This is a genomic window from Streptomyces sp. NPDC020845 (assembly GCF_044334165.1).
GTDB lineage: Bacteria > Actinomycetota > Actinomycetes > Streptomycetales > Streptomycetaceae > Streptomyces.
This window is the reverse complement of the sequence record NZ_JBIRSJ010000007.1, coordinates 438,526-456,700: the sequence shown is the minus strand read 5'-3', so window position 1 is coordinate 456,700 and position 18,175 is coordinate 438,526. Positions and strand designations below refer to the sequence as shown.

The following is an 18,175-nucleotide window of genomic DNA, read 5'->3' as shown; positions in this document are numbered from 1 at the left end:
TCACTGGTCCAGTGCGTTGTCGATCGTCTTGGTGGCGGCCTTCCAGGCGTCCTTGGGGGACTTGCCCTGCTGGTCCACCTGGAGCAGCCCGATGTCGGCGATGTTCGACCCGATGATCTGGTCCTTGGGACCGAGGACCTGGGTCGGGATGCCCTTCGCGGCCTCGGCGAAGATCTTGCCGGTGGGCGCGTTGCCGAAGTACGGGTGCTTGGCGTCGGCCACCGCCGGCAGACTGTACGAGGCCTGGGAGCTCGGCCAGCTGGCCTGCTTCTCGAAGACCTTGGCCTGCTGCTCGGGCGCGGTCAGCCAGGCGGCGAGCTTCATCGCCTCTTCCTGGTGCTTGGACGCCTTCGGCACGCCGATGAAGGAACCGCCCCAGTTGCCGGGCTTGGGGGCCGCGGCCACGTCCCACTTGTCCTTGGCCTTGTCCCCGGCCTTCTCCTTGATGTGGCCGAGCATCCATGGCGGGCAGGAGACGGTGGCGAACTTGGCGTTCGAGAAGGCCTGGTCCCAGGACTTCTGGAACTGCTGGAGCTTGGCGGTCAGCTTGTCCTTGGACGCGGTGGTCGCGAGGTTCCACGCCTCCTTCACGGCCGGGCTGTCCTTGTAGATGACCTTGCCGCTCTCGTCGTAGTAGCGCTTGGCGTTGCTCGAGATCACCGCGTTGTAGACACCGCCGGCGGAGTCCACGAAGGTGGTGTCGCCCGGCGCCTTCTTCATGTACCGCTTGCCGGTCTCGATGTACTTGTTCCAGTCGCCCGCCCACAGCTTGGCGACCTCGTTGCGGTCGGTGGGCAGCCCGGCCTGCTGGAAGAGGTCCTTGCGGTAGCAGACGGCCATCGGGCCGATATCGGTGCCCAGACCGATCGTCTTGCCGTCCTCGGTGGTGCCCTGGGCCCACTTCCAGTCGAGCCAGTTCTCTTTCTTGACCCCGGGCGCCTTGGAGAGGTCGACGAACTTGTCGGCCTGGGTGGTGGTGATCTCCGTGATATTGGCGATCTCGATGGCCTGGATATCGGCCAGGCCGCTGCCCGCGCCCAGGTGGGTCAGCAGCTGCGGATAGTAGTTCTCGTTCCGCTCGATCGACGTTTCCTCGATGTTGATATCGGGGTGGAGCTTCATGTACTCGTCATAAAGCCCGGCCTGCTTGTAGCCGAAGACGCCGAAGGTGCCGACCGTGATCGTCGTCCCGCCCTTGTTGCCGCCCTTGCCACCGCCGGATGAGCCGGTCTCGTCATCGCTGTCGTCGGCGCAGCCCGCGAGTAACCCTGCACCGAGCGCCGCCACGGCCGCGAGGGTCACCGCCCGCCGTCGGTACGTACCAGAACTTCTGAACATTCGCGTCCTCCTTGACGCCCTGACGTACCGGTCCCGGCCAAAAGGTGGCATTGCATGGGGGTTTGTGGTGCATCGGCGCGGGCGGGCAACGTGCGGGTTATGTATGGCTCAGCTACTGTGGGAGCGCTCCCAGGTTGATGTGTTGAAGGGTTGCGGCTCCCCGCTGGGGTGTCAAGGGAGCATGCGGAAACTTTTCGGTCCCACTCCTGCTGTTGAATGGCCCAACAGCTCCCCACGCGGGGTGGTTCTGCTCGGTGTACCGGACGGCTGGAGGCGCGAAATGGCAGGAACCCGACGGCGCGGTGTGGGGCGCGCGAGGCCCACGCTCGAAGAGGTCGCGGCCCGCGCGGGGGTGGGCCGCGGCACCGTGTCCCGGGTGATCAACGGCTCGCCGAGGGTCAGCGACCGCACCCGTACGGCGGTCGAGCAGGCCGTCGCCGAGCTCGGGTACGTGCCCAACCGGGTGGCCCGCGCCCTGGCCGCCAACCGCGCCGACGCGGTCGCGCTGGTGATCCCCGAGCCCGAGACCCGGCTCTTCGCCGAGCCCTACTTCTCGGACATCATCCGCGGCGTCGGCGCCGAGCTCGCCGAGGCCGATCTCCAGCTGCTGCTGACCCTCCTGCGCACCCCCAAGGAGCGCCAGCGCTTCGCCGAATACCTTTCGGCGCACCGGGTCGACGGGGTGCTGCTGGTCTCCGTGCACGCGGACGACCCGCTGCCCGACCTGCTGGAGCGCATAGAGATGCCCGCGGTGCTCAGCGGCCGCCGCTCCGCCCATGAATCGGTGCCGTACGTCGACTGCGACAACACGGGGGGTGCCCAGTCCGCGGTCGAGCACCTGATCGGGCGCGGGCGCGCCACGGTCGCCACGATCACCGGGCCGCTGGACATGTACGTGGCACAGTGCCGACTCGACGGCTATCGCGCGGCGATCCAGGCGGCGGGCCAGGAAGTGGACCCGGCGCTGATCGTGGCCGCCGACTTCACCGAGGAGGGCGGCCGCCGGGCGATGCGCGAGCTGCTGGAGCGCCGCCCGGACCTCGACGGCGTCTTCGCGGCCTCCGACGTGATGGCCGCCGGCGCCCGCCAGGTGCTGCGCGAACAGGGCCTCCGGGTGCCGGACGACGTGGCCCTCGTCGGCTTCGAGGACTCGGCCGTCGCCCGCCATATGGACCCGCCGCTGACCAGCGTCCGGCAGACCACGGAGGAGATGGGGCGGGCCATGGTCCGGGTGCTGCTGGAGGAGATCGAGTCCCAGGGGGAGCGCACCTCGAAGCGGCCGCAGCTGGTGCTGCCGACTGAGCTGGTGCGGCGGGGGTCGTCGTAGGTGTCGTCGTAGGTGCCGTCGCCGCCCACATCTGCGGCGGCTACCACACCGCGATGCGTTCGCCATCGTCGCTTGAGCGCTTCGCTGTGCTGCACGTTGGCTGCGCTGTGCTGCACGTGGGCTGCGCTGCGCTTCGCGTGGGCTGCGCTGCGCTTCGCCTGCGCCTGTGCGCCGTCTCGCGGCATTCGGTTCAGGCGGGTGCGGGTTTCGTCTCGGACCCTCCGGGTCCAAATCGCCAGCAGGAGGAGGGGAAGGGGGGTGGCTGGTCCGTTGTCCTGGTTCCTCGGCCCAGTGGGCGGCTGAGCTCAAAGAGGCTCCGCTGCGCTCCGCCGCAGCTGCTGCCGCGCGGTGGCCGGGCGAGGGGATCAGCGGTGCGCTCGGTCGGGGGGCGGGAGCGTGACGAACGGGCCAGTGCCGTTGGGCGGCATGGTCCGGTCGCCGCGTGCGGGCATCGTCTCGCGCCTTCGGCGCAAAGCGGCCAGCAGCGGGAAGGGGCGGGGGTGCCGGAGGCTTCGTCGCCGTCCAGCCCAAGGGGTCCGGTTCGGGCCTTCCCCCCACCTGCTCTTAAAAAAATGCTTGCTCTGCATCAAGTACTGCATCAAACGTTTTTCTTAGAGCAGGTGGGGGGAGGGGCGATCCCGTCCTCCGGTGCCCGCCCATCCGTCGCGCTCCCGCGCCCCCGGCCCAGCGCACCGCTGGACCGACCGGTCGGCCACCGCGCGGCAGCAGCTGCGGCGGAGCGCAGCGGAGCCTCTTTGAGCTCAGCCGCCCGCCGGGCCGAGGAATCGGGGCACCGGGTCGGCCGCCCCGTTCCCCCTTCTCGCCGGCGCTTTGGACCCGGAGGGTCCGAGACGAAAGCCGCACCCGCGTGAGCCGAATGCCGCGAGACGGCGCACAGGCCCGGGCGAAGCGCAGCGCAGCCAACCCGCGGCGAGGCGCAGCCAACGCGCAGCGCAGCGGAGCGCACCCCCACCCGCACCCCGCGAGCTCAGGGCTTTCTGATCTCGGCCAGGATGCCCGCCGCGCCCTGCGCGAGGAGATCGGCGGCAATGCAGTAGCCGAGCTTCTCCGGATCATCCACCGGCCCACTGCCGGCCGCCGTGACCTGCGTGGTTCCGTTCAGCGAGGTCACGGCGGCGTTCAGATGCAGCAGACCGTCGGGTCCGATCCTGCCCCATGCCCCGACGGGAACGGAGCAGCCTCCGTGAAGTTCGGCCAGCAAGGCGCGTTCGGCGCGGACGCATGCATCGACCTGCGGGTCTCCGGTTCCGGCCAGGAGTCGGGCGGCCGGGGAGTCGGTGCGGACCTGGATGCCGAGCGCGCCCTGTCCGGGGGACGGGGGGCAGACGGCCGGGTCCAGAACCTGGTGAACCTCGGGCATCAGGCCGAGCCGGTTCAACCCCGCCGCGGCCAGGACGACCGCGTGGAGGCCGCCCTTGGTGGTGCGGGCCAACCGTCCGGGTACGTTGCCGCGAATGGGGACGAGTTCCAGGTCCGGGCGGAGCGCGAGGAGTTGAGCGATGCGACGTGGGGCTCCCGTCCCTACCCGAGCGCCCTGGGGAAGGGTGTCGAGGGTGGCTCCGCACAGCACGTCCCGAACGTCCTCGCGGGGGCCGGGGGGTGCCAACAGGGTCGTGCCCGCGTGGACCGTTGTGGGCAAGTCCTTGAGAGACTGCACGATCACATCGACTCTGCCGGTGATCAGAGCCTGTTCCTGGTTGGTGGAGAACGCAGACCCGCCAGTGGTCTTCGCCACTTCGGCGAGGGTGGCCGTGACGCGGTCCTGATCGCCGCCTTCGAGGACAACCTCCCGCTTGAAGCGGACATCGGGAAATTGTTTGGTGATGGGCGTCAGCCACTCGGTGACCTGCGTTCTGGCCAGTTTGCTTGCCCTGGAGCCGATTCGCACCACGTCGCTCATTCGACGCAACTCCTCGCGCTGTCATGCTCGTTGGTGCTCGATCCTACTTGCGCAAGAAGCATGCATTTTCCGACAGATTGTCACCAAAGGAGAAACCTGGTGGAGCAGCATGCCGACGGGGCCGGCGGAGCGCGAGTGCGCGTCCACCGGCCCCGTCGTGTGCGGGTGCCTGGTGCGGTCTATCGGCTGCTGCGCGTGCGGGTCACAGCGCGGGGTAGGCGTTCTTCAGCAGCTCCTGGAACTGGGCCGAGAACCAGTGGCCGGACAGGGGCGCGTTCGCCAGCGCGCCGGACATGTTGTTGCCGTTGCGCGGGTTGCCCGTGTACGTCGGGTCGCACATCCGGTCGAAGCCCTTGCCCTCGTCGTTCGGGATGGCGGAGCTGGCGCCGTCGGACTCGCCCGGGGGCTTCATCCATACGTACGCGTCGATCCCGGACGCGGGTGCCGCCTTGGGCCGCTCACCGAGCCCGGCGCCGGACTGGTTGCACCAGTTGCCGACGTGGATCCGGCGGTCGTAGCGCCCGCCGTTGACGTAGGTGTCCACGTCCGTCTTCGCACCGGGGCCGCTCGGCCGGGCCGAGCCGCCCCAGCCGTTGCGGGAGGTGTCGATCAGGGCGCCGACGTTGGAGGGGAAGCCGACGTTCACCAGCTCCTGGCGGAAGGCCTGGGCGTAGGACAGTTCGTCGACGTAGCGGTTCCAGTCGACCCACTTCGACTCGCGCACGGACTTGCCGTTGACGCTGTCGTTGATGGTGTAGTTGTTCTCTTTCAGCGCGCTGTAGTTGGCCGTGTTGGTGATGATCCCGGCCACCTTGTCGACCGTGCTGCCCTCGGCGGTCGCGGCCTGCTTGAGGATCTGGGCGGTGGGGTTGAAGTTGTCGTCCCAGCCGATCCAGCCGTGGTGGCCGGCGTCCAGGTAGTTGTAGACGTTGTCGATGGCGCCCAGCTTGTTCAGGGCGTAGCCGACGCCCTTCACATAGTTGCCGTTGGCCTTCATGGTGTCGCACTGCGGAGTCGCGGTGGGACGGCTGCCGGTGTTGGTGACCAGATTGGGCAGCGAGTCGATCTCGACCGTGGCGACGATCCGCAGGTTGGAGTTGGCGTACTTCGACTCCGAGAGGATCGACGCGATCGGGTCGATGAACTGGGTCTTGTACTTGTCGATCTCGGTCGGGCCGAGTTCGCCGTTGGACGCCAGCGCGGAGCAGTCGCGGCCGGGCAGGTCGTAGACGACTAACTGGACGACCATGGGGCTGCCGCCCGACTGGGACAGCGCGGTGTCCAGGTGGGCGCGCAGACCGCGGGCGCCACCGGTGCCGTTGATGGCGGCGATGCGGTCCAGCCAGATGCCGGTGGGCTGGTTGGAGACCTTGCTGCCGCCGGGTTCGGCGGCGGCCTTCGCGGACCAGTCGGGGTTCACATACACCTTGGCGCCCGCGTACGGGTTGTCCACCTTGGCGGCGGCCGCTCTGCCGTTGTCCACCTGGGCGGCGGCGGTGCCGCTCAGGGAGGAGACGGTCAGCGCGGTGGCGGCCAGCAGTGCGGAGCCGGCCAGTGCGGCGGCCCTGCGGTGGCGGGTGGGGGGTGAGGCTGTGCGGCTCATGACAATCCCTTCAGGTGATCACGGAGGCCCACGCCGAAGCCGGTCGGCGTGCCGTTGAAATCGCTGATCAAGGACGGGCCGGAGGAGCAGTCCCAGGTGTTCCAGGTCCAGCCCAGATACGAGGCGCCCTTGGCGTCGAGCCAGGCCATGACCCGGTCGATATAGCCGTGTGAGCAGGTGTTCTCGCCGATCTCACCCGCCACGAAGGGCACCTGGCCGATGACCGGGGCCAGTTGCTCGTTCCAGCAGCTCTCGTTGGAGCAGGTGTTGAAGTTGTAGGTGTGCCAGGCGGCGGCGAGGTTGCCCGCCGGGTCGCTCGGCTTGTGCGTCAGCCATTGGCGCATGTCGTTGGAGTAGGCGACTCCCGGGATCAGGACGAGGTTCTTGGCGCCGGCGCCCCGTACCGCGTCCAGCAGGTCCTGCATCCCAGCCACCTCGAAGTCGATGCCGGGGCATTTCCCGCCGTCGCGCCAGCAGGCCCACGCCGCCGACAGGTCGGTGGTGGCGCGGTCCGGGAAGGGCTCGTTGAACAGGTCGAACACCACGGCCTGGTCGCCCTTGAAGGTCTGGGCGACCGAGCTCCAGAAGGCCGGGGTGTACTGCGCGTTCGGCATCGGCTTCTGGCAGGTGGCGTACTCGGTGTCGGGGCAGTGGTTGTCGCCGCCCGTGTACTTGCCGTGGGTCCAGTGCAGCTCGACGATCGGGGTGATGCCATGGGCTTCGAGCCGGGCCACGAAGTCCTTGACCGCATTGATGTAGTTGGCGCCCCGGTAGGCCGCGTTGATATGCGACAGACCGAGCCAGCACTCCTCGTTGAGCGGGACGCGGACGGCGTTCACCTTCCAGTCCGCGATGGCCTTGATGGACGCGTCGTCGACCGGGCCGTCGAAGATGCCGCGTCCCTGGACGCACATGAACTCGCCGCCGGAGCGGTTGACGCCGAGCAGTCTGCGGGTGGTGCCGTTCTCGTCGACCAGCTTGTTGCCCGAGGCGTGCAGCTTCGGCGGTGCGGCGGCGGCCGCCCCCGACGCCTGCGCGACGGGGAGCAGAGCGGCCGCGAGGGTCAGTGCCGCGGTGGCCGCCAAGGCATAAAGACGCGGTGGTGCTCGCATGGAGCGACTCCTCGAAGTCCAGGCGCCTCCCGGGGTGACCCGAAGGCGGCGCTGACTGCTGGAACCGCTCCCACTGGTTGAAGTGACCGTAACGCCTGTGCGGCACATGTCAACAGAGGCGTTCACAGAATTATCAGTCGAACACGTTCGAGGGGCGCATCTTGTTCAAAGCCTTGACACCTCTTCAGGTCCCCCCGAACCTTGGGAGCGCTCCCACTGGTTCGCACTGCCCCCCACCCGCACGGACCCGCGAGGAGGACTTCCCCGATGCGCCTACAGCGAGGCTCGCCGTTATCCGGGGCACGACCATTCATCCGCCGACTGGCGATGAGACGGCCGAAGACGCGACTTCCGGGGACGCGGCGGCCGAGGACGAGACAACTGGTGACCGCCCTGGCCGCCGCCCTCTCGCTCCCGGTGGCCATGACCGCCGCCGGCGGCGCGGCCCCCGCGCACGCCGCCGCCGTCCAGTGCGGTGTCGACTACAAGACGAACGACTGGGGTTCGGGCTTCACCGCGGAGCTCACCATCTCCAACCCCGGCGCGGACGCCATCGACGGCTGGACCCTGTCGTACGACTACGCGGGCGACCAGAAGCTGGCCAACGGCTGGAACGGCACCTGGACCCAGTCCGGCAAGACCGTCACCGTCAAGAACGCCGCCCACAACGCGAAGATCGCGGCGGGCGGCAATGTCACGACCGGCGCCCAGTTCAGCTACAGCGGCACCAACACCGCGCCCACCACCTTCGCCGTCAACGGCATCAGCTGCACGGGCGCCCACCAGCCGCCCATCGCCGTGCTGACCAGCCCGGCCCCCGGCGCGACCTTCAGCTCCGGCGGCACCGTCCCGCTGGCCGCCACCGCCGCGGCCGCCGACGGCGCGACCGTCACCAAGGTGGAGTTCTACAGCGACACCAAGCTCCTCGGCACCGACACCACCTCCCCGTTCACCTTCGACTACGCCGATGTGCCCGCGGGCGACTACTCGCTCTACGCCAAGGCCTATGACAGCCAGGGCGCGTCCGCCGAGTCCACCCCCGTCGGCATCCGTGTGGCGGCCGGGCCCGCGCTCGTCGCCAGCCCCGCCCAGCTCGGGGTGCAGCAGGGCAAGACCGGTACGTTTGGGCTGAAGCTGTCCACCAAGCCGTCCGGAGATGTCACGGTCTCCGTCGCCCGCACCTCCGGCGTCACCGGCCTGACCGTCTCCTCGGGCGCCACCCTCACCTTCACGCCCACCAACTGGGACACCGCCCAGCAGGTGACCGTCGCCGCCGCGAACAGCGGCACCGGCACGGCGACCTTCACCGCCACCGCCACCGGCCACACCAAGGCCGAGGTCACCGTCACCCAGCTGGCCGCCTCCAAGGCGTACGACGCCCGCTTCCTGGATCTCTACAACAAGATCACCGCTCCGGGGGCCGGCTACTTCTCGCCCGAGGGCATCCCGTACCACTCGGTGGAGACCCTGATCGTCGAGGCCCCCGACCACGGCCATGAGACGACCTCCGAGGCGTACAGCTATCTGATCTGGCTGCAGGCGATGTACGGCAAGGTCACCGGCGACTGGTCCAAGTTCAACAGCGCGTGGGACACCATGGAGAAGTACATGATCCCCACCCACGCCGACCAGCCGACCAACAGCTTCTACAACGCCTCCAAGCCGGCCACCTACGCGCCCGAGTGGGATCTGCCCTCCCAGTACCCCGCGCAGCTCAACGGCAATGTCTCGGTCGGCAACGACCCCATCGCCGCCGAGCTGAAGAGCGCGTACGGCACCGATGACATCTATGGCATGCACTGGATCCAGGACGTCGACAACGTCTACGGCTACGGCAACTCCCCCGGCAAGTGCGAGGCGGGGCCGAGCGACACCGGACCGAGCTATGTCAACACCTTCCAGCGCGGGCCCCAGGAGTCGGTCTGGGAGACCGTGACCCAGCCCACCTGCGACGGCTTCAAGTACGGCGGCAAGAACGGCTATCTGGACCTGTTCACCGGAGACGCCTCGTACGCCAAGCAGTGGAAGTTCACCAACGCGCCGGACGCCGACGCCCGCGTGGTCCAGGCCGCCTACTGGGCCGCCGAGTGGGCCAAGGCGCAGGGCAAGGGCAGCCAGGTGTCGGGCAACGTGGCCAAGGCCGCCAAGATGGGCGACTACCTGCGTTACGCGATGTACGACAAGTACTTCAAGAAGATCGGCAACTGCGTCGGTGAGACCTCCTGCGCGGCGGGCAGCGGCAAGAACAGCTCCCACTACCTGCTGTCCTGGTACTACGCCTGGGGCGGCGCCACCGACACCTCCGCGGGCTGGGCCTGGCGCATCGGCTCCAGCCACGCCCACGGCGGCTACCAGAACCCCATGGCGGCCTGGGCGCTGGCCAACTACGCCGATCTGAAGCCCAAGTCGGCCACCGGCGCGGCCGACTGGTCCACCAGCCTCAAGCGGCAGCTGGAGTTCTACCGCTGGCTGCAGTCCAGCGAGGGCGCCATCGCGGGCGGCGCCACCAACAGCTGGCAGGGCCGCTACGCCACACCGCCGTCGGGGGCGTCCACCTTCTACGGCATGTACTACGACGAGAAGCCGGTCTACCACGACCCGCCGTCCAACCAGTGGTTCGGCTTCCAGGCCTGGTCCATGGAGCGCGTCGCGGAGTACTACAACCGCACCGGTGACGCCTCCGCCAAGACGGTCCTGGACAAGTGGGTCAAGTGGGCGCTGTCCAAGACCACGATCAACCCGGACGGCACCTACCGGATCCCCTCCACCCTCCAGTGGTCCGGCCAGCCGGACACCTGGAACGCCTCCAGCCCCGGCGCCAACGCGAGCCTGCACGTCACCGTCGCCGACTACACCAACGACGTCGGCGTGACGGCCGCGTACGCCAAGACCCTGTCCTACTACGCCGCCAAGGCGGGCGACACCCAGGCCAGGGACACCGCGAAGGCGCTGCTGGACGGCATGTGGAACAACTACCAGGACTCCCTGGGCATCGCGGTCCCCGAGACCCGGGCCGACTACAACCGCTTCGACGACCCGGTCTATGTGCCCAGCGGCTGGACCGGCACCATGCCGAACGGTGACAAGGTCGACTCCAGCTCCACCTTCATGTCGATCCGGTCCTTCTACAAGAACGACCCGGCCTGGTCCAAGGTCGAGGCGTATCTGAAGGGCGGGGCGGTCCCGAGCTTTACGTACCACCGGTTCTGGGCCCAGGCGGATATCGCGCTGGCGATGGGGTCGTACGCGGATCTCTTCGAGTAGCGCCACCGGCACCCCCCACACGCACAACGGGCGGGGCTCCCCTCCGGAGCCCCGCCCTCGCCGCGCTCAGACGGGCAGCGGGATCTCCCGTTCGGCCAGGGCCCGCTCCAGCCGCTGGATATGACGGTGCTGTAGCCGCGCGGTGCGCTGAAGCGACATGACCACCCGTAGAAACTGGTCCATATCGGCCGCCCGGGTGAGGATGTCGTCGGGCACCCGATCGTCGGCCAGGCACCCCCGCTCGTCCTGGGCGAGTACGGCCCGCGCCCAGGCCCGGGTGACCGGCTTGAACATGCCCGGGTGGCCCGCCACGATCCTGGCGCGGACCGCCAGGTCGTTCTCGGCCGCCTCCACATGCAGCCCGTCGTCCTTGTTGCGCGCCCCGAACAGTGCCTCGTGGAGGTGATGGGCCGTGAAGCCGCGCTCGGCGCAGGCGATCCAGAAGTCCCAGTCCTCCCCGGTACGCATGTCCTCGGCGTAGCCGCCCACCGTCCGCCACACCTCACGGCGGTAGAGCGAGCAGTAGAACATGATCAGCCGCCGCAGCAGCAGGTCCTTGTCGTACGCCGGGAGCTGAAGCGCCTGCGCGGGCAGGCCGTCGTCGGTGAAGACGGAGACATCGGTGGAGACGATGGCGATCTCCGGCCTCCGGTCCAGCACCGCCACCGTCCGCTCCAGCATGGTGGGGGCGATCACGTCGTCGGCGTCCAGCGGCAGGACGTAGCGGCCAGTGGTGGCCGCGATGCCCGCGTTACGGGCGGCCGAGACCCCTGCGTTGGCCTGGCGCAGCAGCCGGATGCGGCGGCCTGGGTGGTCGGCGATCAGTGAGCGGGCCACTGCCGCGGTGTCGTCGGTGCTGCCGTCGTCGACCACGACGAGCTCCCAGTCCGGGTAGGTCTGGGCCAGCACGCTGTGCACCGCCTGCGGAAGGTAGTGGCCGTAGTCATGACAGGGGATCACCACCGAGACCACGGGAGGCGAGCCGTGCCCGCCGGGCGAGCCGTGCCCGCCGTCCGAGCCGTGCCCGCCGTCCGGGGCGTGCCCGCCGGGCTGGTCGGCCGCGGCCCCCGGGAGGGTTCCAGCCTCCAGGGGGCCGCGTTCCGGGCCGGACGGTGCCGAGGTCATCGGGGCCCGTTGCCGTAGCCGCCCTGCCCCTGCATACCGCGGTGGGGCACCATGAAGTTCGGCTGCTCGGAGAGCGCGATGTTGGCGCACTGCGAGCCGATCTCGGAGCCGCCGGCGGGGGCGAGGATGGTCACGTTGGCCGAGGCGCCGACGCTGGAGTCGCAGTGGTTCTGTTGCACCACGCCGTGCGGGTCGCCGAAGATCTCCGCGAAGTTGAGGCAGCTCGACCCCGCCCCCGCCCCCGAGACGCTCACCCCGCTCTTGGAGTCGCAGTCGTTGACCTGTTGGGTGGGGTTGTCCCAGGGGAACGCGCCGGCGTTGGACCCGCCGAAGATCACTGCCCCGGCCGCCGCTGTCACCAGCGCGGCCGTCTTGCCGATATTCATGTGATTCTCCTAATTTCTTGCCGCAGAGGTCCGCGGACAACGGGCTAACGACGCCCGATGTCACGGGATTCGCCACCGGCGGCGGCTTCACCTGCCTGGCTCAGCGGGCCACCACCCCAATGGGCGGGGTGCACCACCTCCACCCCGGGCAGCGCCCAGCACCCGACGCCCATGTCCTGGGCCAGCGCGGCCAGCCCCTCGGTCTCGATGAGCCGCCGGTGGGGGACGGCCGGGAACACCAGCCCGTCGCGGTGCAGATCGGCGTGGACCAGCAGGGCCGTACCGCCGACCCCGTCGACGCGGACCATCTCGTGCCCGCGCAGCTCGTCGAGATAGCTCCGGCCGAACCCCCTGGGCGGCTGGAGGATTCCGTCCCGGAGCCAGCGGTCCCAGTCCAGGGCGTCGGCGTCCGGGTGCAGGACGAAGGTGTTCAGATCGAAGCTGGGCCCGCCGGGCTCGGTGACGCAGTGCGGGACGACGATCTCCTGACGCGCGGCGAGCAGCCGCTGGACGAGATCGGCCGGACACTCCGTCACATCGACGTCGAGCCACAGCACCCACCGCTCGTCGGCGAGGGCGCACGACAGGAGGTGGTTACGGGCCATGGCCAGCGCCGACCGCCGCTGCCGCTGGACGCCCCGCGCCCAGCGCGGCCCGGTGAGCCCGAGGCCGAAGTGGCGCCGTACGAGGGTGACTCGCCGGAAGTCCGCCTCCAGGGCGGGCAGGGCGTCCTGGAGGGCCTGCCAGGTGCCGTCACTGCTGTCGCCCTCCAACAGGCCCAGAGAGAGCGCCTGGCGCGGGTAGTCGAGGGCGCGCAGGTTGTCGAGGTGGCGGGGGAGGAAGGCGGCGGCGTCCTTGACGGGGGTGAGGACGAGCAGCGGGGGGTGCTCCTCCGCGTCCGCCGCGTCCTCCGCCTCCTCCGCGTTCGCGCGTACGTCCACGGGGGCGGTGCGTCGTGCGTGCGGGACGGGCGCCGGCGGGTCGGCGGTGTTGCCGGCGGTGGCTTGAGCGGTGTCTTCCGCGGTGTCGGCGGCAGTGTTCTCCGGGGCGGTTTCCGCCTCCAGGACGTCCGCCGGGTCGAGGGGCAGCCGCGCCGCCATCGCGTACACCTGGTCCGCGTAGGCGCCGCCCGCGGGCCACAGCTGGGTCGCGGCGTCGAAGAGGCTGGTGAAGTGCGGCTCGTCGAAGGTGTTGGCCCCGTGGAACACATAGGTGTACAGCTCGGGCGCGTCCAGGGACACCGTCCGTCCGCCGCGCACCACGGCCTCCGCGACCGGGGAGTCCTCGCCGCGCCGCTGCTCCGGATAGCGGGGAAGCGCCTCCTTCGCGCAGAGCATGGAGCCCTCCCACACCCGCACCCCGGAGACCGCCAGCTTGCGGCGCGCGGGCCACCACAGCCGCTCCCGGGCCAGAAAACACGCCGTGGCGCCCAGTGCGAGGACCGCCGCCAGCTGTACTTCGAGCCGTTCCGGGTCGTACAGGTCGTCGTCGTCCCACTGGCATACGTACGACCCGGTGGCCAGGTCCACCGCGATATTGCGCAGCTCGCCCAGCGTCCGCCCCTCCGGCGGCAGCCGGTGCAGCCGGATCCGTTCGTCGGCGAGGTCGCGTACGTGGTCCTCGAGGGCGGTGTCCGCGCCGTCGTCGACCACGACCAGCTCGGCGCGGGTGTAGGTCTGGGCGAGGAAGCACCGGATCGCCCGCCTGGCCAGGGGCAGCCGGTCCTTGGTGACCATCAGACAGGACACCGTCGGCGCGGGCGATCCCGCGGCCCACCGTCGGCGCTGGGCGTCGAGGTCGACCGTGCCATGGGCACAGGGCTGCAGATCCTGGCTCGTCCAGAAGCCGACCTTACGGCCGGTCGGGGTGCCCGTAGCCCCGGAGCCCTCCCGGTCCCAACTGCCCGACCAGTGGTGCACGGCATGCGCCCGCTCCGGGTCGGCCTCCCGAGGCCCGCACAGCTCCGCGGCGGCCGGGCTCAGCTTGGGATACAGGGTGTCGGCCGCCAGGACGGCGGGGGAGCAGCCCTCGGGGGCGCTGTCGACCGCGCGGGTGAGGAAGAAGGGGCCCGTCGCGTCCAGCGGGCCGGGCCTGGTGTGGGCGCCCACCAACTGCCGGTGCACATGCGCCCAGAACGGATGGCCGGGCCGCGACGCCATGAACGCGTTGCAGACGATGCGCCGCATACCGCCGCGGCGGCTCACCGGCAGTTGGGTGTGGGCCTCCGGTTCGAGGCCGAGGACGAGCTCCTTCCCGGCGAAGAGCCCGGTCATCGGGCGCAGACACTCGAAATCCATGTCGACGTAGAGCCCGCCGAAGTGGTCGAGGAGGAAGTAGCGGATCGCGTCGGCCCGTTTGATCGGCTCCCGGTAGCCGTCGTAGACGGGCAGAAACCACGCGTAGTGTTCTTCGAGGAACGCGCGGTTGTCCGAGTCCGTCCACAGCCGGTATCCCCAGTCGGGATGGTGCCGGCGCCAGGATTCGGACCAGTCCCGCCACTCGTGCGGAACGTCCTCGTTCTTCCAGGTCTGATGGATCAGGTGTGGAATGCCATGCTTCTCGGACATCCGTGCAGTATGTCCGTGCGTTGTGTCGGCCGGGCGGCGTCGCGATGGCGCTACATCACCCGCCCGGCCCAGCGCATGCGCCGGACCGGGCGGCAAAGCCCCTGCTGGCCGCTGGTCGGCCCAGCGAGGACAGCGGCTGGAGAACAGCACCCGTTCGGGGACGACCCGGTCCTGCCACCTAGGACTTCGACGACTTCGCGGGGACGGCGACGTTGCCGCATCGCGAGCCCACGACGAGCTTGCTGGAGAAGAGCACGCCGAAGTTCATGCGTTTCTCCTCGCGCTCGCGCCACGGGACATCCGTGGACGCACCCGGCTGACGACCCTCGCCCGGCCGGGCTTCGCCGCCGCGGGGCGTTTCACCTGCGTGGCGCAGTGGGCGGCGGCCCGTCGGCGGTGGTCAGCCGAGCGAGGACAAGGGCACGGCGAACAGCACCCGTTCGGGGACGACCCGGTCCTGCCAGCCGCTGGACGTCGGGTCCTGCCAGTGCCCCTTGGCATCGGCGGCCCACTCGGTGACCGACCACACCGTCTTGGTGCTCCACCACAGCGACATGGACTCGGAGTGTTTGGCCCAGCACGCGCCGGCCAGGTCGGTGCCCGAGCAGGTCGTCGCGGTCGTCTTGGCGGTGTCCTGGCGCCACATGATGCCGTGTTGCCCGGGCCCGCCCCGGGCGCTGGGCACGTACCAGCGCTTGCCGCCCGCGCTGTCCTGGTACGACAGCGCGCCCTGGATACCCACCGCCTTGGTCTCGTACGCGTCGGCGGCCAGGGCCTTCCCGGAGCCGTTCACGGCCAGCGGCATGGCGCCCTCCGTCGGGCCGAGGTCGTACCGGAACAGCCGCGCGGGCTGGGTCCCGCCCGAGGAGAACCACTCATTGGCGACCAGGCGGTGCGGCGTGGTGGAGCGGTCCAGCGAGATGGACGCGAAGCAGGGGACGCCGTCGTCGTTCGCCGAGGAGCACTTCCCGCTCAGGCCGTACGAGCCGATGGCCGGCATCAGGTACTGGTAGCCGTGGGCCGAGTAGCCGCCGCTCACCTTGCCGATGGCGGTGGAGTTCACCGTCGCCTGGAGGATGTGTTTCATCGAGAACACGTAAAGGGCGTTCTGGCCGGCGTCGCCGTTGGACGCGGTCACGATGAGCTTGTCGCCGTACCAGACCATGCCGCCCAGGTGGGAGCCCAGCTTGGCGAAGTTGGCGCCGCCCTCGGTGGGCACGGTCAGCAGCACCCAGCGGTACTTGAAGGCGCCGGGCGTGTTCGCGTCGATGAAGGCGACCCGGGCCAGGCCGCGGTCGGCGGCGGGCTCGGCGCCCGGGTACTCGTCGTAGAGGTGGTCGTTGTGCGTCCAGCCGGAGAGGATGACCTTGTTCGCTCCCCAGGCGCCGTCGTCGTCCGCGTCCCCGGAGGAGGTGACCGACTGCGGCAGCCAGCTTTGGGTCAGCGCGTCACCGGTGGTGAAGCAGTACGCCTCGGTGGCCTTCGGCTTCACCGGCAGCGCGGCCTTCTCGGAGGCGCGGCAGGCCGGGCTCGAGGTGGGGGTGGGCATGGTGTGGTTGGCGCTCCCCAGCACGGTGTCCACGCCCACGTTGGGCAGCCGCCGGTCGAGTTCGGCGATCGTGGTGTCGGCCACTTTGCGCTGGGTGAGCGTGAGCTTCGATAACTCCGCCGAGGTCGTTAATGGTTTCAGCGCGCCGGGGTTGTCGGCCACGGCGGCCTGCGATGTGGCGTTGGTGAACAGCAGCGCGCCGGCCCCGAGTGCCGTGGCCACCGCCATACCGATCCATGGCGCCCGGCGGCGCAGCGCGCCGTGCCGGGCCTTACCCGTTCTCCGCATGGGAGCCTCCCGTTGACAAGTCCCGGGCACCATACGGGTGTTGGGGAGGGGGCCGGGAGGTTTCGAGGAGATGGGATGAGAATGAACACGCCTCATGCGCGCATGCGCGACACCCCGGTATAGACGGCGGCCACGTTGTCCGTGGGCTTCGGCCGGTGCTCCGCGCAGGGGCCCGCCGCGAAGGCGCGCAGCAGATTCTCGGTGGTGCGCCGGACGAAGGCGCCGGTCCGCGCGTCCATGCCGTGGTTGCGCCCGGTCTCGCGGGTCCCCGCCATGAGCCCTTCGACCCATCGCATCGTCCCGGTGGCGAACACGCCCGCCCCGCTCGGGACGGTGTAGTACGCGGAGTCGGCGTGGCTGTGCCGGCCGTTGCAGACCAGGGGGGAGTGGGCGATGATCTCCAGCGGCTCCGGGGTGGGCTCGCCCGGGGTCACCCGGTCGTACTCCACCCCGACGAGATGGGCGAAGGAGTCGCCCCGCCGGACCCCGGTGCCGGCGAAGACCCAGTGGCCGGGGGTGTGCACGACGTACGGGGCATCGGTCGGATAGCCCTCGTAGAAGACACCGGTCAGGGAGGACTCGGGGTCGGCGGCGGGCGGCTGCCGGAAGTCGGTGGTGACCAGGTCGCGGCGGCTCGCGAGATACGGGTCGTCGTGGTACGCGGTCTTGTAGCAGATCACCGTGCGGTCCGCGCCGCCCGGACCGCGCTCCAGCCTGATCCGGCGGAAGCAGGTGTTGGCGCCGAGGAACGCCACATTGGTCCCGGTGTCGCGGGCGTGGGTGACGTAGCGGCGCTGCTGCGGGGTCCAGTACTCGTCGTGGCCCAGCGATATCACCGCGGCGGCGTCGTGCAGCACACCGGGATCGCGGTGCACGTCCACGCCCGTGGTGTAGGCCAGCGGTATGCCGAGCCGTTCCGCGAGCGCGACCAGCGCCCGCTCGTGGACCAGGAACTTCACCGCGCCGTTGCCGTCGTACGGCCGGTCGAAGCCGACGGCAAGCGAGCGCGTCCCGTACGCCCCGTCCTGGCCCTGGTAGAGGCTGAAGCCGCCCCAGGTGTTGTACGCCTGCCAGGTGGCCACCGCGTGCATCAGCAGGGTGCGGCCCGCGGCCTTCTCGGAGCGGACGATGAGGGGGATGTAGCGCTGGTGGCCGTTGTCCGCGTCCAGCCGGAGCAGATACGCGCCCTCCGGCCAGCCCTCGGCGCGGACCCGGACGGTGCGCTTCCAGTCCGCCTGGACCGTACGCGTGGCGTCGATCAGCACGGGCGGGTTCTGCCGGCGGCCGGGCAGCCGGCCCGAGCGCCAGATCAGCCGCGCCTGCGCCCCGCCGTACCAGCCCATCCGGTACGCCGACACGCGGAAGCCGGGCGCGGTGGTCGACACATACAGCCCGAACCCCTCGCCGGGCACCACGCTCACCTTGTCCGTATAGCCCTCTACGGCGTCCTGAGGCCCGACCGAGCGGATCCGCCAGCCGGCGCTGCCCGGCTTGGCCCGCTCGGCGTCCACGGCCCGCTGGAGGGCCTTGGAGGGCCGGGCCGCCCTGCCGCGCTCCCCACCGCCCGACGATTCGCACCCGGCCACCGCCACTCCGGCGGCCCCCACCGCCCCGAGGAAGCCCCTGCGCCCCAGACTGTGTCCGTCACGTCTGTCGTCGCGTATCGCCTCGTCGTCCATCGCACCCGTCCCGGCC

10 protein-coding genes and 1 pseudogene are annotated in these 18,175 nt (G+C 70.1%); 2 read left to right on the top strand and 9 right to left on the bottom strand.

Translation table 11 applies throughout. The annotated features are described in order from the left end of the window. Positions 1–1,338: an ABC transporter substrate-binding protein gene (locus ACH4U7_RS20535; RefSeq protein WP_398529286.1), complete on the bottom strand. Its 1,338-nt coding sequence runs from the start codon at positions 1,336–1,338 to the stop codon at positions 1–3. 280 nt (positions 1,339–1,618) lie between these two features. On the opposite strand from ACH4U7_RS20535, the gene ACH4U7_RS20530 reads away from it, so the two are divergent. Then, positions 1,619–2,665: a LacI family DNA-binding transcriptional regulator gene (locus ACH4U7_RS20530; RefSeq protein ID WP_398529285.1), complete on the top strand. Its 1,047-nt coding sequence runs from the start codon at positions 1,619–1,621 to the stop codon at positions 2,663–2,665. A gap of 988 nt (positions 2,666–3,653) precedes the next feature. Here the strand turns inward: ACH4U7_RS20530 and hemC are convergent. The 3 genes and pseudogenes from hemC to ACH4U7_RS20515 form a co-directional block, all read right to left on the bottom strand. Continuing rightward, positions 3,654–4,586, bottom strand: coding sequence for a hydroxymethylbilane synthase (gene hemC / locus ACH4U7_RS20525; RefSeq protein ID WP_398529284.1), 933 nt, complete (start codon positions 4,584–4,586; stop codon positions 3,654–3,656). Between the two features lie 202 nt (positions 4,587–4,788). After that, complete coding sequence (locus ACH4U7_RS20520) at positions 4,789–6,189, bottom strand: glycoside hydrolase family 6 protein (protein WP_398529283.1); 1,401 nt, start codon at positions 6,187–6,189, stop codon at positions 4,789–4,791. Continuing rightward, positions 6,186–7,196: pseudogene (locus ACH4U7_RS20515) on the bottom strand (glycoside hydrolase family 5 protein); the annotation flags it as partial. The gene ACH4U7_RS20520 and the pseudogene ACH4U7_RS20515, both read right to left, overlap by 4 nt. Before the next feature lie 432 nt (positions 7,197–7,628). Between ACH4U7_RS20515 and ACH4U7_RS20510 the strand changes: the two are divergent. Beyond that, positions 7,629–10,565 carry a glycoside hydrolase family 48 protein gene (locus tag ACH4U7_RS20510; RefSeq protein ID WP_398529282.1) on the top strand — a complete coding sequence of 979 codons (2,937 nt, stop codon included), beginning with the start codon at positions 7,629–7,631 and terminating at the stop codon, positions 10,563–10,565. Between the two features lie 66 nt (positions 10,566–10,631). Here the strand turns inward: ACH4U7_RS20510 and ACH4U7_RS20505 are convergent, their stop codons facing one another. The 5 genes from ACH4U7_RS20505 to ACH4U7_RS20485 form a co-directional block, all read right to left on the bottom strand. Next, entirely contained in the window at positions 10,632–11,690 is a 1,059-nt protein-coding gene (locus tag ACH4U7_RS20505; RefSeq protein WP_398529281.1) for a glycosyltransferase family 2 protein, read from the bottom strand. Continuing rightward, positions 11,687–12,076 carry a hypothetical protein gene (locus ACH4U7_RS20500; RefSeq protein ID WP_398529280.1) on the bottom strand — a complete coding sequence of 130 codons (390 nt, stop codon included), beginning with the start codon at positions 12,074–12,076 and terminating at the stop codon, positions 11,687–11,689. Before ACH4U7_RS20500 ends, ACH4U7_RS20505 begins: the two co-directional genes overlap by 4 nt. Before the next feature lie 44 nt (positions 12,077–12,120). Further along, entirely contained in the window at positions 12,121–14,643 is a 2,523-nt protein-coding gene (locus ACH4U7_RS20495) for a glycosyltransferase (RefSeq protein WP_398529279.1), read from the bottom strand. 400 nt (positions 14,644–15,043) lie between these two features. After that, positions 15,044–16,480: a hypothetical protein gene (locus ACH4U7_RS20490; protein WP_398529278.1), complete on the bottom strand. Its 1,437-nt coding sequence runs from the start codon at positions 16,478–16,480 to the stop codon at positions 15,044–15,046. Between the two features lie 92 nt (positions 16,481–16,572). Then, positions 16,573–18,159 (bottom strand): N,N-dimethylformamidase beta subunit family domain-containing protein, encoded by a 1,587-nt coding sequence (locus ACH4U7_RS20485; protein WP_398529277.1) that lies wholly within the window; start codon positions 18,157–18,159, stop codon positions 16,573–16,575. Positions 18,160–18,175 lie beyond the last annotated feature (16 nt).